The sequence below is a fragment of the Alcaligenes sp. Me129 genome (genome assembly GCF_050487245.1).
Lineage (GTDB): Bacteria > Pseudomonadota > Gammaproteobacteria > Burkholderiales > Burkholderiaceae_B > Alcaligenes > Alcaligenes phenolicus.
Map to the genome: position 1 here is coordinate 39,872 of NZ_JBKQGX010000015.1, position 14,288 is coordinate 54,159.

The following is a 14,288-nucleotide window of genomic DNA, read 5'->3' on the forward strand; positions in this document are numbered from 1 at the left end:
GTTCTGATTGGCGCGCTAGATGCTGCGCTGTTGTACCCGTGCCGACAGCTCCTGCGCCGTCTCCTTGCGCTCGCTATATCGATCCACCAGATACTGCGCACAGTCACGCGTCAGCAAGGTGAACTTCATCAGTTCCTCCATCACATCCACCACGCGCTCGTAGTAGGACGAAGGTTTCATGCGGCCTTCTTCGTCAAATTCCAGAAAGGCTTTGGCAACCGAAGACTGGTTGGGGATAGTGATCAGGCGCATCCAGCGGCCCAGAACCCGCATCTGGTTCAAGGCGTTAAAGGATTGCGAGCCGCCTGACACTTGCATCACGGCCAGTGTTTTGCCTTGTGTTGGGCGTACAGCACCGATGCTTAACGGTATCCAGTCAATTTGTGCTTTCAGAACGCTGCTCATGGCACCGTGGCGCTCGGGCGATGTCCAGACCATGCCTTCGGCCCACTGCATGAGTTGGCGCAACTCCTGCACTTTGGGGTGGTCCTCTGTTGCACCATCGGGCAAGGGCAGGCCTTGCGGGTCGAAAATTCTGGTTTCTGCACCCATTGCTTCCAGCAGCCGTGCAGCTTCTTGCGTCAGAAAGCGGCTGTAGGAGCGTTCTCTCAGGGAACCATATAAAAGCAGAATTCGAGGTGGGTGTGTGGCGCGTGCTTGAGGCAGCAGTTCTGCCATATCTGGAGTGTTAAATGCGTGCTCGTCCAGATTGGGTAAATCAGGCTTGCTCAATTCTTTGTCCTTTTTCATCAATAACGGCTTGGCCGTCTTCTTTCCGGAAGGCACCTTGTTGTGCTTGGGGAAGTATCTCCAGCACCTGTTCCGAGGGACGACACAAGCGCGTTCCCAATGGGGTGACAACAATAGGGCGGTTGATCAGAATCGGGTGCTGCAACATGAAATCAATCAGTTGTTCATCGCTCCATTTCGGGTCGCCGAGCCCGAGTTCTTCATAGGGCGTACCTTTTTGTCGCAGGACTTCACGCACGCTCAGTCCACAGTTTGCGATCAACTTAGTCAGCGTGCTGCGGTCCGGCGGTGTTTGCAGATACTCGATGATGGTGGGTTCTTGTCCGCTATTGCGGATCAGGCCCAAGGTGTTGCGCGAAGTGCCGCAGGCGGGGTTGTGATAGATGATGATGTCTGTCATGGCGCGATCTTGATATCAGGGTTCAGTGGGCCATACCCAGTCGCAGCGCCAAGGCTGCCAGGGTGATCAGCAAGACGGGTGTGGTCAGGATGGCTCCTACTTTGAAGTAGTAGCCCCAGCTGATTTTTGTGCCTTTCTGGGCCAGGACATGCAGCCACAGCAAGGTGGCTAGACTGCCTATAGGTGTGAATTTCGGGCCCAGATCGCTGCCAATGACGTTGGCGTAAATCATGGCTTCCTTGACGATGCCCTCGGCGCTGGAAGCGTCAATGGACAGGGCGGTGACAAGGACTGTGGGCATATTGTTCATCACCGAGGACAGCAACGCAGACAGGACGCCGGTACCCATGGCCGCCGCCCACACGCCAGCTTGGGCGAACTGATCCAGCAACAAGCCCAGGTAATCGGTTAGCCCGGCATTGCGCAGGCCGTAAACCACCAGATACATGCCCAGCGAGAACACGACGATTTGCCAGGGGGCGCCACGCAGCACTTTTCGTGTGCTGATGACTGTGCCACGGGCGGCAACCGCCAGCAAAATGATGGCGCCTGCTGCGGCAACCGCACTGACGGGGACACCCAGGGGTTCCAGTGCAAAAAAGCCTGTCAGCAATAACGCCAGCACAATCCAGCCAGCCTTGAAACTGGCCATGTCCTTGATAGCCTCAGCAGGCGCTCTTAATTGTTCAAGGCGATAGTGGGCGGGAATGTCGCGACGGAAGTACAGCATCAGAACGACCAGGCTGGCCAGTACAGACACGATGTTGACGGGTGCCATGATGGCGGCGTAGTCCGTGAAGCCCAGTTTGAAGTAGTCGGCAGAGACGATGTTCACCAAATTGGAGACGACCAGCGGCAAGCTGGCTGTGTCCGCAATAAAACCGGCTGCCATGACAAAAGCCAGAGTTGCTGCCGGTGAAAAGCCCAAGGCCAGCAACATGGCCATGACAATCGGCGTCAGAATCAGTGCGGCCCCGTCATTGGCAAACAGGGCAGAGACTGCTGCGCCCAGAATCACGATAAAGGCAAAGAGCTTGCGCCCGTTGCCGGCTCCCCAACGGGCGACATGCAGGGCGGCCCATTCAAAAAAACCTGCCTCGTCCAATATCAGGCTGATGATGATAATGGCGACAAATGTGGCGGTGGCGTTCCAGACGATATTCCAGACCAGGGCCAGGTCAGTCCATTGCACGACGCCAGACAGCAAGGCAGCAACTGCGCCTAAAGAGGCACTCCAACCAATGCCCAAACCTTTGGGCTGCCAGATCACCAGGGTTAAGGTAGCGATAAAAATGAGTACAGCAAGAAGCATGACGGAGTGCTCTGATCAGGGGGATAGCCAGCAAGGCAGTTAAGTTCCGAGTGGTTTTTGCAGGACGTGGATATCAAGTGTTCGGCGCTCTAGCAGTTCTGACACAGGTCTTGCGTTGGGAGGCAGGTTTGACCCTGACAGCAATTCTCGGTCAGATAAGTAAGCAGATTGTTCATGGCGGGAAAGGTGGCGCTGTAGAGCAGATTGCGACCTTGCCGCTCGGCGTGGATCAGCCCGGCGTTGCTAAGCTCCTTTAAATGAAAGGACAGGGCGTTGGGGGCAATACCTAGCTGCTCAGCCAGAGAGCCGGGTGTCAGTCCGGTGGGCCCGGCAACAACGAGTGCGCGGAAAACCCGTAGGCGGGCTTCGTGGGCCAAAGCGGCCAGGGAGCGGATAACTTGAGATTCTTCCATAGAGTAATAATACAATAATTCAAGAATTATTGAATAGTTTGATGTTTCCCATAGAGAGCTTTGAATGACAAGATTCGCGTGTGACGTTTTATTGATTTGTCAGGCATTGTGAAACTCGTGGTTTGCGACAGCAGATCCTTCTGGAACCGGGAACAGGGCCGATGCCAATTTGCTATCCTCTAAGACAATATTCGCCCGTCCTTGTTATTCTCAGCCCGCCTGGCAAGTGGAATCTCGGACTACACCCCCCAAGATTGCCTATGAAAATCCCATTTCTGAGCCACCATCAGTTTGGCCGCCGCATTGCTCAAGCACGTCTTTTTGGCCTTGTTGCTCTGTTGATGTTGTTGGCGGCGCTTCCCCAAACAGGCTATGGCAAAGAGCCGCCATTGACGGTCGGCGTATTGGTCTCGCCACCATTCGTAATGAAAAGTGATGGTGCTTTCACCGGATTGGCTATCGATTTATGGGAAGATTTGGCAGCAGAAAAGCAGTGGGTATTTGAATATAAGGAATACGGCACGTTTCGGGATTTGCTCAGTGCCACAGAGTCGGGTTCTCTTGATGTTGCCATGACTAATCTGACTATCACGCAGCAACGCGCGTTGAAGGTGGATTTCACCCAGCCCTGGTTTGATGGTGGTATGCGCCTGATGGTCAGTTCCGATCAAGGAACTGGTTTTCAAAGTGTTCTCAAGGGTTTGGCGCAGGCCGGTTTTATTACGGCGTATGCATGGATCGCTTTTGTCATTTTGTTTGCCACTGTTGTTTTGACCTTGTTTGACCGGCGGTTTGACCAATCCTTCCCTGCTCGCTGGCGCGATGGCGTGGCAGAGAGTTTCTATACCGTGATGTCTGTTGTGACTTCGGGGCGTGCCCCGGCCAGAAAGAATCTTTTTGGCTGGTTAGGACGTATCTGGCAGGGCTTGTGGCTGGTGTGTGGGGTGGGCATCTTGGCCTTTGTAACGTCCTCTGTCACCAGCGTGATGACAACGCTGGCTATCTCAAACCAGATCAATAGTGTGGACGATTTGAAGGGGCGACCAGTAGGCGTGCTGATCGGGACCGTAGAAGAGGACTATGCCCGCAAGCAGGGACTTGCCATGCGCAGTTATGCCAGTTTGGACAAAGCCACGGCAGCTTTGGACAATGGCGATGTTGTGGCCGTGATTGCCGACGCTCCGGTACTGGAGTACTACGTGTATTCCAACCCTGGCTTGCCGGTGAAGGTAGTGGGGCGACTGTTCGAGCGTGACAAGTATGGGTTTGCCTTGCCACTGCAAAGTGAGCTATCCCGAGAAGTAACTTTGGCTGTGCTAGGGGCCGTGGATGAAGGCAAGGTGGAGGCCTTCAAGACCAAGTATTTTGGCTTGGGACAGTAGTAGCCAGGCTTATTGGCTTGGGTTCATCTTTGAGGGCTCAAGCTGCTCACTTAACCAGTCGGCAAATACTTCCGCACGCGGGTTTTGATCCAAAGCCTGGGGAGAGAGCAGGTAGTACGCCGAGCCGTCCGCAATGAATCCTTGCGGGGCAATGAGCTGCCCGCTTTGCAGTTCATCTTGCACCATCAGACGCGACACAATACTCATGCCTTGTCCGGACAAGGCGGCCTGGATACATAAATAAAAATGCTCTAGTTCCAGCTTGTTGGCAGAGCGTATGACTTGGTCGCTAAGTCGCGCCCAGGTGGCCCAAGCTTGCGGACGGGAGCTGCTTTGTATCAGCACCTGTTTGGCCGTGTCCTGGATGTGGGGATAGTGGGGCTGGCAGACCGGCCCTATCATTTCTTCGCACAATTTCAGGCCGCAGACCGAGTCTGCCCAATGAAAGTCGTCACGGCGTATGGCCAGATCCACTCCCATTTGAGCAAAGTTCACTGGCCCCCCGGCTGTAATCAGATGCACGGTGATATTAGGGTGCAGAGTGTGAAAATCCCCCAGTCGGGGTATCAACCATTTCATTGCAATGGTGGGCTCGCAGGAAACGACCAGCGCATGTTCACGCTGTGTCTGCTGCAACTGATACACCACGTCTTCCAAGCGTTCGAACATGGGCGCGGTCACATGCAAAAGCTGGCGGCCTGCCTGTGTCAGAAATACAGCTCGATTGCGCCGTTCAAACAGTTCTACCCCCAAAGATTCTTCCAGCGCCCGAATCTGGCGACTGACCGCGCCGTGAGTGACATGCAGCAGCTGGGCTGCCTGCACAAAGCTGCCTGCCTTGGCGGCCGTGTCGAAGTAGCGGAAGGCCGTGAGATTGGGGATTTGCATGGTCGATGAAAACTCACAGAAATAGCGCAGGAATTATCGTTTTTAAATTAGCACAGGATTATCAATAATGAAATCCTGAGAGCGAATATTAAAACAAGAAAACGATAGAAGTTTTGGAGGGTTTTTCTTGGGTTTTGAAAATCTGGATTGGTCCCGTTGAGAATAGCAAAAACTATATAAATTCGATGAATACATAGCTCACCAGGAAGGGTTTTCACATTCTGACTGGAGCGGTCTTTGCAGACTGGTAGATCGTCCGCGAAGGAACGATCTCATTCCTAGAGTGTAGGACTGGCTCTGTGGTTTGGCTGCCTTTGACCTAGCTTGTCACACCGATTTCATCAAACTTAGGCTTGTTAAAAATGCATGAACTGTTGGCCGTTGCCACTATCACTATCCTGGCCGTGATCAGCCCAGGCCCCGACTTTGCCATGGTCACTCGTAATGGCTATTCCTTTGGCCGCAAGATTGGCCTGATTTCGGCTCTGGGTATTGCTGCCGGGGTGCAGGTGCACGTGGTCTACACGGTGCTGGGCGTTGCAATTCTGATTACTCAGTCTCCCACCTTGTTTCTGGTGATGAAAGTGGTGGGGGCAGCGTACTTGATGTACTTGGGCTATCAGTCTTTCTGTAATCGCACTGTTTTGAATACGGACGGTGAGGCGGGAAATATGCCCAGCGCCTGGCAAGCTTTTGGCATGGGGTTTTTGACCAATGCCTTGAATCCCAAAACCATGTTGTTTGTGGTGGCCACCTTTACGCAGCTGGTGCAGCCGGATGCATCGTTCTGGCTGAATTTCGCTTATGGGTTTTTCATGTCTTTTGCCCATTGGGTCTGGTTCAGCATTGTGGCGCTGGTGTTCTCAAACAAGCGCTTGCGGGCAGCCATGCTGGCCCGGCAAAGATTGCTGGACAGGGTGATAGGCGTGGCCTTGTTCAGCTTGGGCGCTTCGCTGCTATTTGCCAACTCGGTGTCTTAGGGCGGCCATGCGGGAGCAGGTGCTGTGCACAGGCGATTTGTACTGCCTGATTATTGAAGTGATTAATAAATTGGTTTGAATTAAATTCAGAATTTAATTGAGTATTTTATTTTTAATTTGATTTTGAATTATATTTGTATGGCTATTAATAATAAAAATATAAAAGTATGGAAAAGAATGTGAGTTAAATTCTTTAAAAGAATGTCTGTTATCTTCTGTCATTTATTGACGGCGCTCTGGGTATGGTTGTTACGTTGCCGTTTCAGGTTTCGCACACTACTTGTAGAGAGGGAGACAAGAATGACTTGCCATCATATAAACGCAAAAGCGCTGGCTGCGTCTGGCCTGGCTTTATTCGCAGCGGTTCAGAGCAGTGTTATGGCTCAAAGCCCGGAGCCCCGGCTGGATACCAGCCAGCTGTATGCAGACGTGCATTTCCACGCTTCCAATTACGCCATGCAAGGTATTTCCTTAAAGGAATATGCAGAGCGCTATATGAGCGCCAATCGCCAGCAAATTGTGCGCTCCACCATCATGCCGATTCCTTTGCAGCAACGCTGGGATGGGTTTGAACAGTACCAGGCACAGTCTGGCGATCAGATGTATGGCCCGAACTACTACATAGGCCCCAAAGCAGACTTGTATTACTACTCTTTTGTGGATGCCATGTTTGCGCGCGAGTACGAACGCTTGCCGCCCCAGTATCAGGAAAAGCTGGATGTCATGATTACGGCCTTCAATCCCATGGACGTATATGCCTCGCAACATATCAAGCGTGCGGTGCTCAGTTTTCCAGGCGTGTTTGCCGGGGTGGGAGAGTTCACCATTCACAAGGAGCTGGTGTCCAGCAAGCTGGCTGGTGAAACGGTAGAACAAACCAAGGCCCCCTCTGTGCCGCTACCGCCTGATGCGGGCGATGGCAGCAAGGTATCGCTGTATTCCGAGTCGCTGGAGTATTTGTTCAAGACCATTGAAGAGATTGGTCTGGTCGCGATCTTGCACAATGATATGTACCGGGTAGAGGTCAATTACCAGGGTGAGCTGGAGCATTCCTATCCCGATCAGGACTATGTGGACGGCTTGAAGCACGTGTGCGGACATGCGCCCAAAGCCAAGGTGGTGTGGGCGCATACGGGCCTGGGGCGTTTTGTGAAACCCACCATCGACCACATTACGCGCGTGAAAGAAGTGCTGGATGCCTGCCCCAGCTGGTCTACCGATATTTCCTGGGATCTGGTGCAGGACTATATGTTGAATCCCGAGCCGGGCATGCCCAGTCGCCAGGATTGGCTGAATTTCTTCAATGAATACCAGAACCGGATTCTGTGGGGTTCAGATGTGGTGATTTTTACGCGTAATCGCTTTGAGTCGGCCCCTCCCACGTCAGTGACACCAGGCGGTTTGATGGAACCTGCTCAGTACCATGCGGACTTGTCCAAGATGAGGGAGTTTCTGGACGAGTTGCCAGTGGCCATAGGCAACAAGATTCGCTATGAAAACTATCTGGGTCTGTTCAATCGTGCCAAGTTCTCTGTGCGGGCCTGGGAGCGCGAGAATGCGGATCTCAATATCTGGGATATTCCTACGCCCGTGCATCCTTGAAGGAGGCATGCTGTTGATATGGGCGATCAGCCATAGATACTGGACTTGATTCTGGCCCTTTCAAAGCCAATGGCAAAGGCAAAAAATAGCCCCCCGACAGTTGGATAACTGTCGGGGGGCTGTTTGCGATTGCGCGTCAAGAAAGCCGAGCTTGGCTCCTTGATTCTGCTGTCAGGCATCTGGCTGGATGCAGCTTGGTTAACCCACCTTGTTCTGCGCAGCCAGCTTGTTCAGATCCTCCTGAATCAGCTTGCGAATAGCGGTTTTCAAGAGCTTGCCGGTTGCTGTGTGAGGTAGTTCATCCACCACGATCAGTTCATCAGGAATGCTCCATTTGGAGACTTGTTCTGTAAACAGATCAATCATGTCCTGCTTGGTGAAGGTAGCGTCGTCCTGGAGCTGCACCACCAGAACCGGACGCTCGCCCCAGCGCTCGTCGGGCTTGGCTACGACAGCTGCTTCCTTGATCGCCGGGTGAGCCTGGGCAATGTTTTCCAGCTCGATGGAGCTGATCCATTCGCCACCGGATTTCACCACATCCTTGGTTCGGTCCACGATCTGGATGAAGCCATCCTGATCAATGGTCACCACGTCGCCCGTATTGAACCAGCCATCTTCTGTATGGGCAGAGGTGTCATTGCTATTGAAGTAAGAACCCGCAATCCAGGGGCCGCGCACCATCATGGCACCAAACATCTTGCCGTCGCGGGCAATGGGTTGACCATCGTCGCCATCTACCCGGAACTCGACTCCGAAGAGCGGACGACCTTGCTTGGCCAGCAGCTTGAGTTTCTCGTTCTCCGGCAAGGACTCGTGCTTGGGCAGCAGGGCAGCCGCCAGACCGACCGGGCTGGTTTCCGTCATGCCCCAGGCGTGGCGTACCTTGACACCCAGCTTCTGGAAGCGGGTAATCATGACTGGAGGCGCAGACGAGCCGCCAATCACCAGACGTTGCAGGCTGCTGAAGGTTTTGCCATTGGCTTGCATCCAGTCGAGCAGGCCTAGCCAGACGGTAGGCACACCGGCTGTCATGGTGACACCTTCGTTTTCAAACAGGGTATGCAGGCTGGCGCCGTCCAGTTTCGGGCCGGGCAAGACCAGTTTGGCGCCCACCATCAAGGCCGCATAGGGCAGGCCCCAGGCATTGACGTGGAACATGGGCACGATGGGGGTAATGGTGTCAGAAGCAGACAGACACAGGGCATCGGGCATGCTCAAGGCAAAGGCATGCAAGATCGTGGAGCGATGGCTGTAGAGCACGCCTTTGGGGTTGCCCGTGGTGCCGGAGGTGTAGCACAGGCCGGAGGCCGTGTTCTCATCAAACACCGGCCAGTCGAAATGATCGGATTCAGACGCAATCAGGGTTTCATAGCACTGCAGGTTGGGCAGCAGGTCCGACTTGGGCATGTGCGCTTCGTCCGTCATGATGACCACGGCTTTCAGCTTGGACAGCTGATCGGCCAAGGACTCCAGAATCGGCATGAAGTTCAGGTCGGCAAACAGCACGCTGTCGTCTGCGTGTTCAATGATGTAGCCAATTTGATCCTGAAACAGACGCGGGTTGATGGTGTGGCACACCAGGCCCGAGCCCGATACGCCGTAGTACAACTCCAGGTGACGATAGCCATTCCAGGCCAGGGTTCCGACACGGTCGCCATGTTGCAGGCCCATTTTCTTCAACGCATTGGCCAGTTGCTGGCTGCGTTTGGATAGCTCGGTATAGGTGTACCGGTGAATGTGGCCCTCAACGGTTTGCGAGACGACCTCTCGGTCTGCGTGATAGTTCGCTGCGTGACGCAGTATGGATGATACTAGCAGTGGGGTATTCATCATCATGCCAAGCATGGTCTTCGTCCTCCCTGGGAGTAAATCAAACAGAACTGACGGGCCCTACAACATGGGGATTGGGAGCAGCAGATGGATGAATTTACACCACTGACTGTCATGGCCTCTTCAGGAACAGTAGCCTAAAACTCACAAATACGTCTACGTAGTCGTTTATGTTTGCTTGCGCAATGCCAAGGCTTCTACAAAATCCGGAACCCCGGGAAATTTCTGGACACAATTAATACTCTTTGATTGAAGATTGAAGGGCTTTGAGTACAATCGGCAGCTAATTACAGCTTTTTTAAGACGTAGTGTCGGATTTGCTGTCAATTTGACACGAGTGACGCTGGGCCGAAATGGCCCTGTGCTCGGAGCATCGTTCAATGATCGTGCTAGGTTTGCTGGGCCCATTTCGCTTTATTGTCGATCAGGTGGATCGCACTGCATTGCTTAGCTATGACAAGGTCAAACTGCTGGCTGCGGTGCTGTGCCTGGCGCAAGGCAAGGCGCTGCAGCGCGAGCGGCTGGCACAAATGCTTTGGCCAGATCTGACACGAGACAAGGCACTATCGCGCTTGCGCCACGCGCTGCATGTGTTGCGCAAGGCCCTGGGCGAGCAGGCCGCTTGTCTGGTCGCCAATGCCGAAGGTGCAATGGCGTTCAAGCCTGAAAGCGTGCAAATGGATGTGCTGGAATTTCTGCAGGCCGATGCCGCGCAGAATGCTCGTCTTTCACAGCGCTTGAGCCTGTATGTCGGTCCTTTTCTAGACGCGATTCAATCCCCCGATACTGAAACTTTTATTTCCTGGCGACAAAGCTGGGAAGATCGCCTTGCTTTGGAATTGCTTAGCTTGCGTGCCCGCCTTTTCGAGCAGCTCTTGCAGGCTCGTCAACTGGATCAGGCGCTTGCATTGGCGCAGGAGTGGGTGCAGCAAGCTCCCGAGCAGGAGGTCTATCACCGCCTCTTGATCAGTGTCTTGATGCAAAGAGGGGACAGGCAGGCCGCCTTGCAAGCCTATGCTCATTGCGAGCAGGCTTTGCGTCAGTACCTGGGAGTACGTCCCGATCCTGAAACCCGCCGCCTGGCCCAAGCCCAATGGCCGGTGGCAACAAGCAAGACACCCCCCAAATCCGCCCAGGCTCATCGTACGGTTGCCACGCTGGCCTTGGCACTGTCCTGGCTGCCAGCAGAGGACTCCGAGGCGCATCTGGATGGCGATCTGGTGCCGGATCAAGCCGTGGCGTATCTGGAATCCTGGCACGAGCAATTGCTGGATATTTTGCGTCAGCACGGGGCTTGGTTAAGTCAGTCCAGCGGGTCCACCTTGTTGGCTCATTTTGGCTGGCCACATGCGCAGTCCGAGCCGGTGAGTCGGGCGGTTGAACTGGCTTGCGTGATTCGTGCTTTGCGAACGCCGCCGGGGATCAGTATCGGTCAGGTAGTGCATGTGAGCCTGGCCTTGGTGGACGAACAGCAGGTCAATACACATAGCCTGTTTGGGCAGTTGGTCATGCCTTTGGTGTGGAAGGCCAGGCATGGCGAGATTCTGCTGAGCGCGCAGGCCGTTGCTCGTATGGCGGATTGGCAGATCAATCAGCATCGAGGCCCGGAGGGTGTTTATTTCAGCTTGGGAGAGGGGAGGTGGATGAACGATCCTCTTTATGGCTGTCAACCCGAGTTCGAGCAACTGGTGGCGCAATGGCAGCAGTGCAGCCGTCAGTCTCACAAAGCCGCCTTCAGAATTCATGGTGATCTGGGTTCGGGCAAATCTCGTTTGGCCGAAGCCTTTCGCAGCTACGTTGTTCGCGATGGCGGGCAGCCCTTGCTGATTGATTTCTCGCGTCAGGATGTGTTGGAAGGCGTGCGCGAGATGATGCAGGCTAGTCTAGGGGAAGGGAACGGAACCCAGGACTTGCCTCTTGCGTTAAGTCAGTGCCTGCAGGCCTGGTTTGGCCTGTCTGATTCTCATTGGGATCAAGTGCTGCAAGATGTTCACTGTCTGAATACGGAAGATACCCAAGTGGTACCCGATCCGTGCCGTTTGCTATTGGCGGCGGTGCAGGCCTTTACTAGTCAGAACCAGCCTGTGCTGGTGATTCTGGACCATGTTGATGTACTGGATGCCGGTTATCAAAACAGCTTGGCGGCGATATGGGCTGCAGTGCAAAAGCAGTCTGCTGGGGTCCTGTTATTGATCTTGTCGCGTCAGGCTCAGTTGGTTTTGGACTTTGCTCAAAGTATGGCTTTGCGTAGTTTGTCCGAGGCGGATGTGGGTAAGGCGATGAGCTTTTATGCACGTGGCAAGCGCCTGTCCTCGGACGCCAGTACACAGATTCGTAGCCAGCGTTTGAGCAATCCCATGTTGATCAAGGACATGCTGCATTTGCAGCGTTTTGGCATGCCGCTGGATTACTTGCCACGTCTGGCAGACCGCTTGCTGCTGAGTTTGGAGCAACTGGATGCGGACAGCCGTTGCGTGCTCTTGATGACTGTGTTGTGGGAGCGTGCCACGCCTGCGGGTTTGGCCCAGGCCTGCAATTTGCCTTTAGGCGTTGTAGAGCAATCCTGGATCAGCCTGTTGGACAAAGGCTTGTTGCAGCAAGACAGCCAGGGCCAGATTTCTTGCGCTCCAGTGATGCGTTCCGCCTTGCGACGTTTGATTGCCAAGGAAGAAAGCAAGGCTTTGTACGGCAAGCTTGCCCATAGCCTGATTCAAATGCAGCAGGCTGAAGAAGAAATTGCCGCTTGTCTGGCGCAGGCGCAAAGCGAGCAAGCAGCCATCTGGTGGCGTAAAGCCATTGATACATCGCTGCGCAGTGGTGACAACCTGCAAGCGGCAGAACAGTTGTCGCAGGTTCTGAGCAGCCTGCAATACATGAGCGATGTGCAGTTGCGCCGTCAGTACGAGCGCGACAGCTACGTCACCTTGGGGGCGCTGGAAATCAGTCGTGGCGGACCTGCCGCCATGCCCGTGTCGCAAGCTTACGAGCAGGCTGCTGGACGTAGTGAGGGCGGTGAGGATGATTTGCCCGTGCTGTGGGGCCAATGGGTGATGCTGCATGGTGCTGGCAAATTGCCGGAAAGTCTGGCCCATGCCAAGCAATTGCAGGAACAGTCGCGACGTCAGGGACAAAGCGCCTGGTATGGCTGGGGTTTGTATGCCGAGGCCCAATATCTGTTCTGGAAAGGTCGTGTGCAACAGGCCGAGCTGGCCTTGGATGAGGCGCTGCGTGCCCTGGCATACGAGCAACCCGTTCCGGCCATGGATGCGGCTCTTGGGCATCATTGTCCGGCTTTGGTGTACAGCCTGTTGGGGCTGGCCCAAGTGCTGCAAGGGCGCTTTGAGCAGGGCATTGCCAATGCTCGCCATGCCCAGTTTCTGGCCAGTCAAAGTCAGTCTCGAATTTCGGCGGTGATTGCAGAAATCCAGATGCTGCGCATCCTGTATCTGCAAGGCAATCTGGACATGTTGGCTGGCCGCAGTCAGGCTTTGCTGGGCATGTTGCAACCTGTCTTGCCTGGCAGTGTGTGGTGTGCCGTGGCTGAAACCTATGTGCTGTATTGCCGTTTGGTGCGAGGTGAAGAAACAGGCTCGGAGCTGGAGCGCCTGCTGGGGCTGTTGCCCGAGTTTGCACGCAGCATGCCTTTGGCGACGGATGCTTTTCTGTGCATTGTGGCCCGCTGCCATTTGGCCCAAGGTGAAATCGAACGTGCCAGCCAGGCTTTGGATCAAGTTGGCCAGATCGCGCAGGAGCGGGCTTCTACCCTGTATCTGCCGGAACTTGACTGCTTGCGGGGGGATCTGGCCTGGGTCCGTGCGGATAGACAGCAGGCGCAGGTTTGCTGGGCGCAGGCCCAGCAAGAAGTCTTGCGCAGCGGCTTGTACGCCTATGAAGGCTGGATCCGACATCGGCGCGAGCGCTTGCCCGATCTGGCGGCGCGCAGTGTGTGGATCCAGCGCCAGCCCGGTTAGAACTGGAAATTGATACCCGCAAAAATTTGCCATACCGGTGCTCCTGCGCCTTTCTTGTCCACGGAGTATTGTGGTTCGATAAAGGCGTTGATCACGCTCTTGCCGGGCTTGAACACCTTGCCCAGACCCAGACCTACAGGAATGTGATGGGTGTGGTTTTTCAGATCAAAGGTCCACACCCCGCTGGAGCGCAGGTAAAAGCCATTGGGCAGGTTATAGAACAGAGCGGGCTGGAAGGTGGCCATCTTGACCTTCTCGCGGTCCGAGTCCCCAGCAAAGGATTGTTGAAAGGTCAGTAGCCCGCCTGCCAGACCCCAATCCCGGCTGGCAACCAAAGCTGCTGCACTGCCAATTTGCCATTTGCCTTGTCCCAGCAAATCGTTCGATGCCGTAGGCATCACCAGCAAGGGGCCGATGCCATAGGAAAAACTGCCTGCGTTTTTCATGAATACATCCATGAAGGTGATGTCGCCCAAGCCGGATTTGCTGCCCAGACGATCATGGTGCAAGGCCACAATCGGTACATTCAAACGCCATAGCTGCGGCAGACCAAAGGTCTTGTTGGGCAGGACGGCACGCAGCACCGTCTGGTTTGCCCAGGCATTGTCGAGCTTGTACAGCTCGGGCACGTAGTAGTCGTGCAGGCTGACCATGGGCCGGGGGCTCAGCGGGTTATTGGCGTCGTTCTGGGACTGGGCCAGGGCACCCGTGCTGATCAGGCTGGTGGCCAACAGGCCAAATATTGTCTTTTGCATATGCA

General features: G+C 54.6%; 11 protein-coding genes. 4 read left to right on the forward strand and 7 right to left on the reverse strand.

Annotation, left to right across the window (positions count from 1 at the left end; translation table 11 throughout):
- Window positions 1-15: 15 nt before the first annotated feature.
- From arsH to ACLPGZ_RS14905, 4 genes are all read right to left on the reverse strand, one after another.
- A complete protein-coding gene (arsH, locus tag ACLPGZ_RS14890; RefSeq protein WP_115634576.1) occupies window positions 16-732 on the reverse strand; it encodes an arsenical resistance protein ArsH in 717 nt (238 codons plus the stop codon).
- Window positions 719-1,150, reverse strand: a complete 432-nt coding sequence (arsC, locus tag ACLPGZ_RS14895) for an arsenate reductase (glutaredoxin) (RefSeq protein ID WP_009460703.1) — start codon at window positions 1,148-1,150, stop codon at window positions 719-721. The genes arsH and arsC overlap by 14 nt, the downstream gene beginning before the upstream one ends.
- Window positions 1,151-1,172: 22 nt before the next feature.
- Complete coding sequence (locus ACLPGZ_RS14900) at window positions 1,173-2,462, reverse strand: arsenic transporter (RefSeq protein WP_060186681.1); 1,290 nt, start codon at window positions 2,460-2,462, stop codon at window positions 1,173-1,175.
- 89 nt (window positions 2,463-2,551) lie between these two features.
- Window positions 2,552-2,875, reverse strand: coding sequence for an ArsR/SmtB family transcription factor (locus ACLPGZ_RS14905; RefSeq protein WP_009460707.1), 324 nt, complete (start codon window positions 2,873-2,875; stop codon window positions 2,552-2,554).
- A gap of 260 nt (window positions 2,876-3,135) precedes the next feature.
- Between ACLPGZ_RS14905 and ACLPGZ_RS14910 the strand changes: the two genes are divergently transcribed.
- A complete protein-coding gene (locus ACLPGZ_RS14910; RefSeq protein WP_081055444.1) occupies window positions 3,136-4,257 on the forward strand; it encodes a transporter substrate-binding domain-containing protein in 1,122 nt (373 codons plus the stop codon).
- A 9-nt stretch (window positions 4,258-4,266) separates the two neighbouring features.
- On the opposite strand, the gene ACLPGZ_RS14915 is transcribed toward ACLPGZ_RS14910, so the two are convergent.
- Complete coding sequence (locus tag ACLPGZ_RS14915; RefSeq protein ID WP_115634406.1) at window positions 4,267-5,145, reverse strand: LysR substrate-binding domain-containing protein; 879 nt, start codon at window positions 5,143-5,145, stop codon at window positions 4,267-4,269.
- 362 nt (window positions 5,146-5,507) lie between these two features.
- Between ACLPGZ_RS14915 and ACLPGZ_RS14920 the strand changes: the two genes are divergently transcribed.
- Both ACLPGZ_RS14920 and ACLPGZ_RS14925 read left to right on the forward strand, forming a co-directional pair.
- Complete coding sequence (locus tag ACLPGZ_RS14920; RefSeq protein ID WP_083054595.1) at window positions 5,508-6,125, forward strand: LysE family translocator; 618 nt, start codon at window positions 5,508-5,510, stop codon at window positions 6,123-6,125.
- Window positions 6,126-6,503: 378 nt separating this feature from the next.
- Window positions 6,504-7,727: an amidohydrolase family protein gene (locus tag ACLPGZ_RS14925; protein ID WP_429641605.1), complete on the forward strand. Its 1,224-nt coding sequence runs from the start codon at window positions 6,504-6,506 to the stop codon at window positions 7,725-7,727.
- Window positions 7,728-7,925: 198 nt separating this feature from the next.
- Here the strand turns inward: ACLPGZ_RS14925 and ACLPGZ_RS14930 are convergent, their stop codons facing one another.
- Complete coding sequence (locus ACLPGZ_RS14930) at window positions 7,926-9,572, reverse strand: long-chain-fatty-acid--CoA ligase (RefSeq protein ID WP_429641607.1); 1,647 nt, start codon at window positions 9,570-9,572, stop codon at window positions 7,926-7,928.
- Window positions 9,573-9,937: 365 nt separating this feature from the next.
- Here ACLPGZ_RS14930 and ACLPGZ_RS14935 point away from each other — a divergent pair, with 365 nt between their 5' ends.
- Complete coding sequence (locus ACLPGZ_RS14935; protein WP_181900197.1) at window positions 9,938-13,528, forward strand: BTAD domain-containing putative transcriptional regulator; 3,591 nt, start codon at window positions 9,938-9,940, stop codon at window positions 13,526-13,528.
- Here ACLPGZ_RS14935 and ACLPGZ_RS14940 read toward each other — a convergent pair.
- On the reverse strand, window positions 13,525-14,283 hold the full coding sequence (locus ACLPGZ_RS14940) for a hypothetical protein (protein WP_042486323.1): 759 nt from the start codon (window positions 14,281-14,283) through the stop codon (window positions 13,525-13,527). The genes ACLPGZ_RS14935 and ACLPGZ_RS14940 overlap by 4 nt on opposite strands.
- Window positions 14,284-14,288: the final 5 nt, after the last annotated feature.

What these genes read in the sequence shown, in the direction of transcription:
- ACLPGZ_RS14905 (WP_009460707.1), bottom strand. Translation starts at nt 2,875, where the DNA reads ATGGAAGAATCTCAAGTTATCCGCTCCCTGGCCGCTTTGGCCCACGAA.
- ACLPGZ_RS14940 (WP_042486323.1), bottom strand. Translation starts at nt 14,283, where the DNA reads ATGCAAAAGACAATATTTGGCCTGTTGGCCACCAGCCTGATCAGCACG.
- ACLPGZ_RS14910 (WP_081055444.1), top strand. Translation starts at nt 3,136, where the DNA reads ATGAAAATCCCATTTCTGAGCCACCATCAGTTTGGCCGCCGCATTGCT.
- ACLPGZ_RS14920 (WP_083054595.1), top strand. Translation starts at nt 5,508, where the DNA reads ATGCATGAACTGTTGGCCGTTGCCACTATCACTATCCTGGCCGTGATC.
- ACLPGZ_RS14930 (WP_429641607.1), bottom strand. Translation starts at nt 9,572, where the DNA reads ATGCTTGGCATGATGATGAATACCCCACTGCTAGTATCATCCATACTG.
- ACLPGZ_RS14900 (WP_060186681.1), bottom strand. Translation starts at nt 2,462, where the DNA reads ATGCTTCTTGCTGTACTCATTTTTATCGCTACCTTAACCCTGGTGATC.
- ACLPGZ_RS14935 (WP_181900197.1), top strand. Translation starts at nt 9,938, where the DNA reads ATGATCGTGCTAGGTTTGCTGGGCCCATTTCGCTTTATTGTCGATCAG.
- ACLPGZ_RS14925 (WP_429641605.1), top strand. Translation starts at nt 6,504, where the DNA reads ATGGCTCAAAGCCCGGAGCCCCGGCTGGATACCAGCCAGCTGTATGCA.
- arsC (WP_009460703.1), bottom strand. Translation starts at nt 1,150, where the DNA reads ATGACAGACATCATCATCTATCACAACCCCGCCTGCGGCACTTCGCGC.
- ACLPGZ_RS14915 (WP_115634406.1), bottom strand. Translation starts at nt 5,145, where the DNA reads ATGCAAATCCCCAATCTCACGGCCTTCCGCTACTTCGACACGGCCGCC.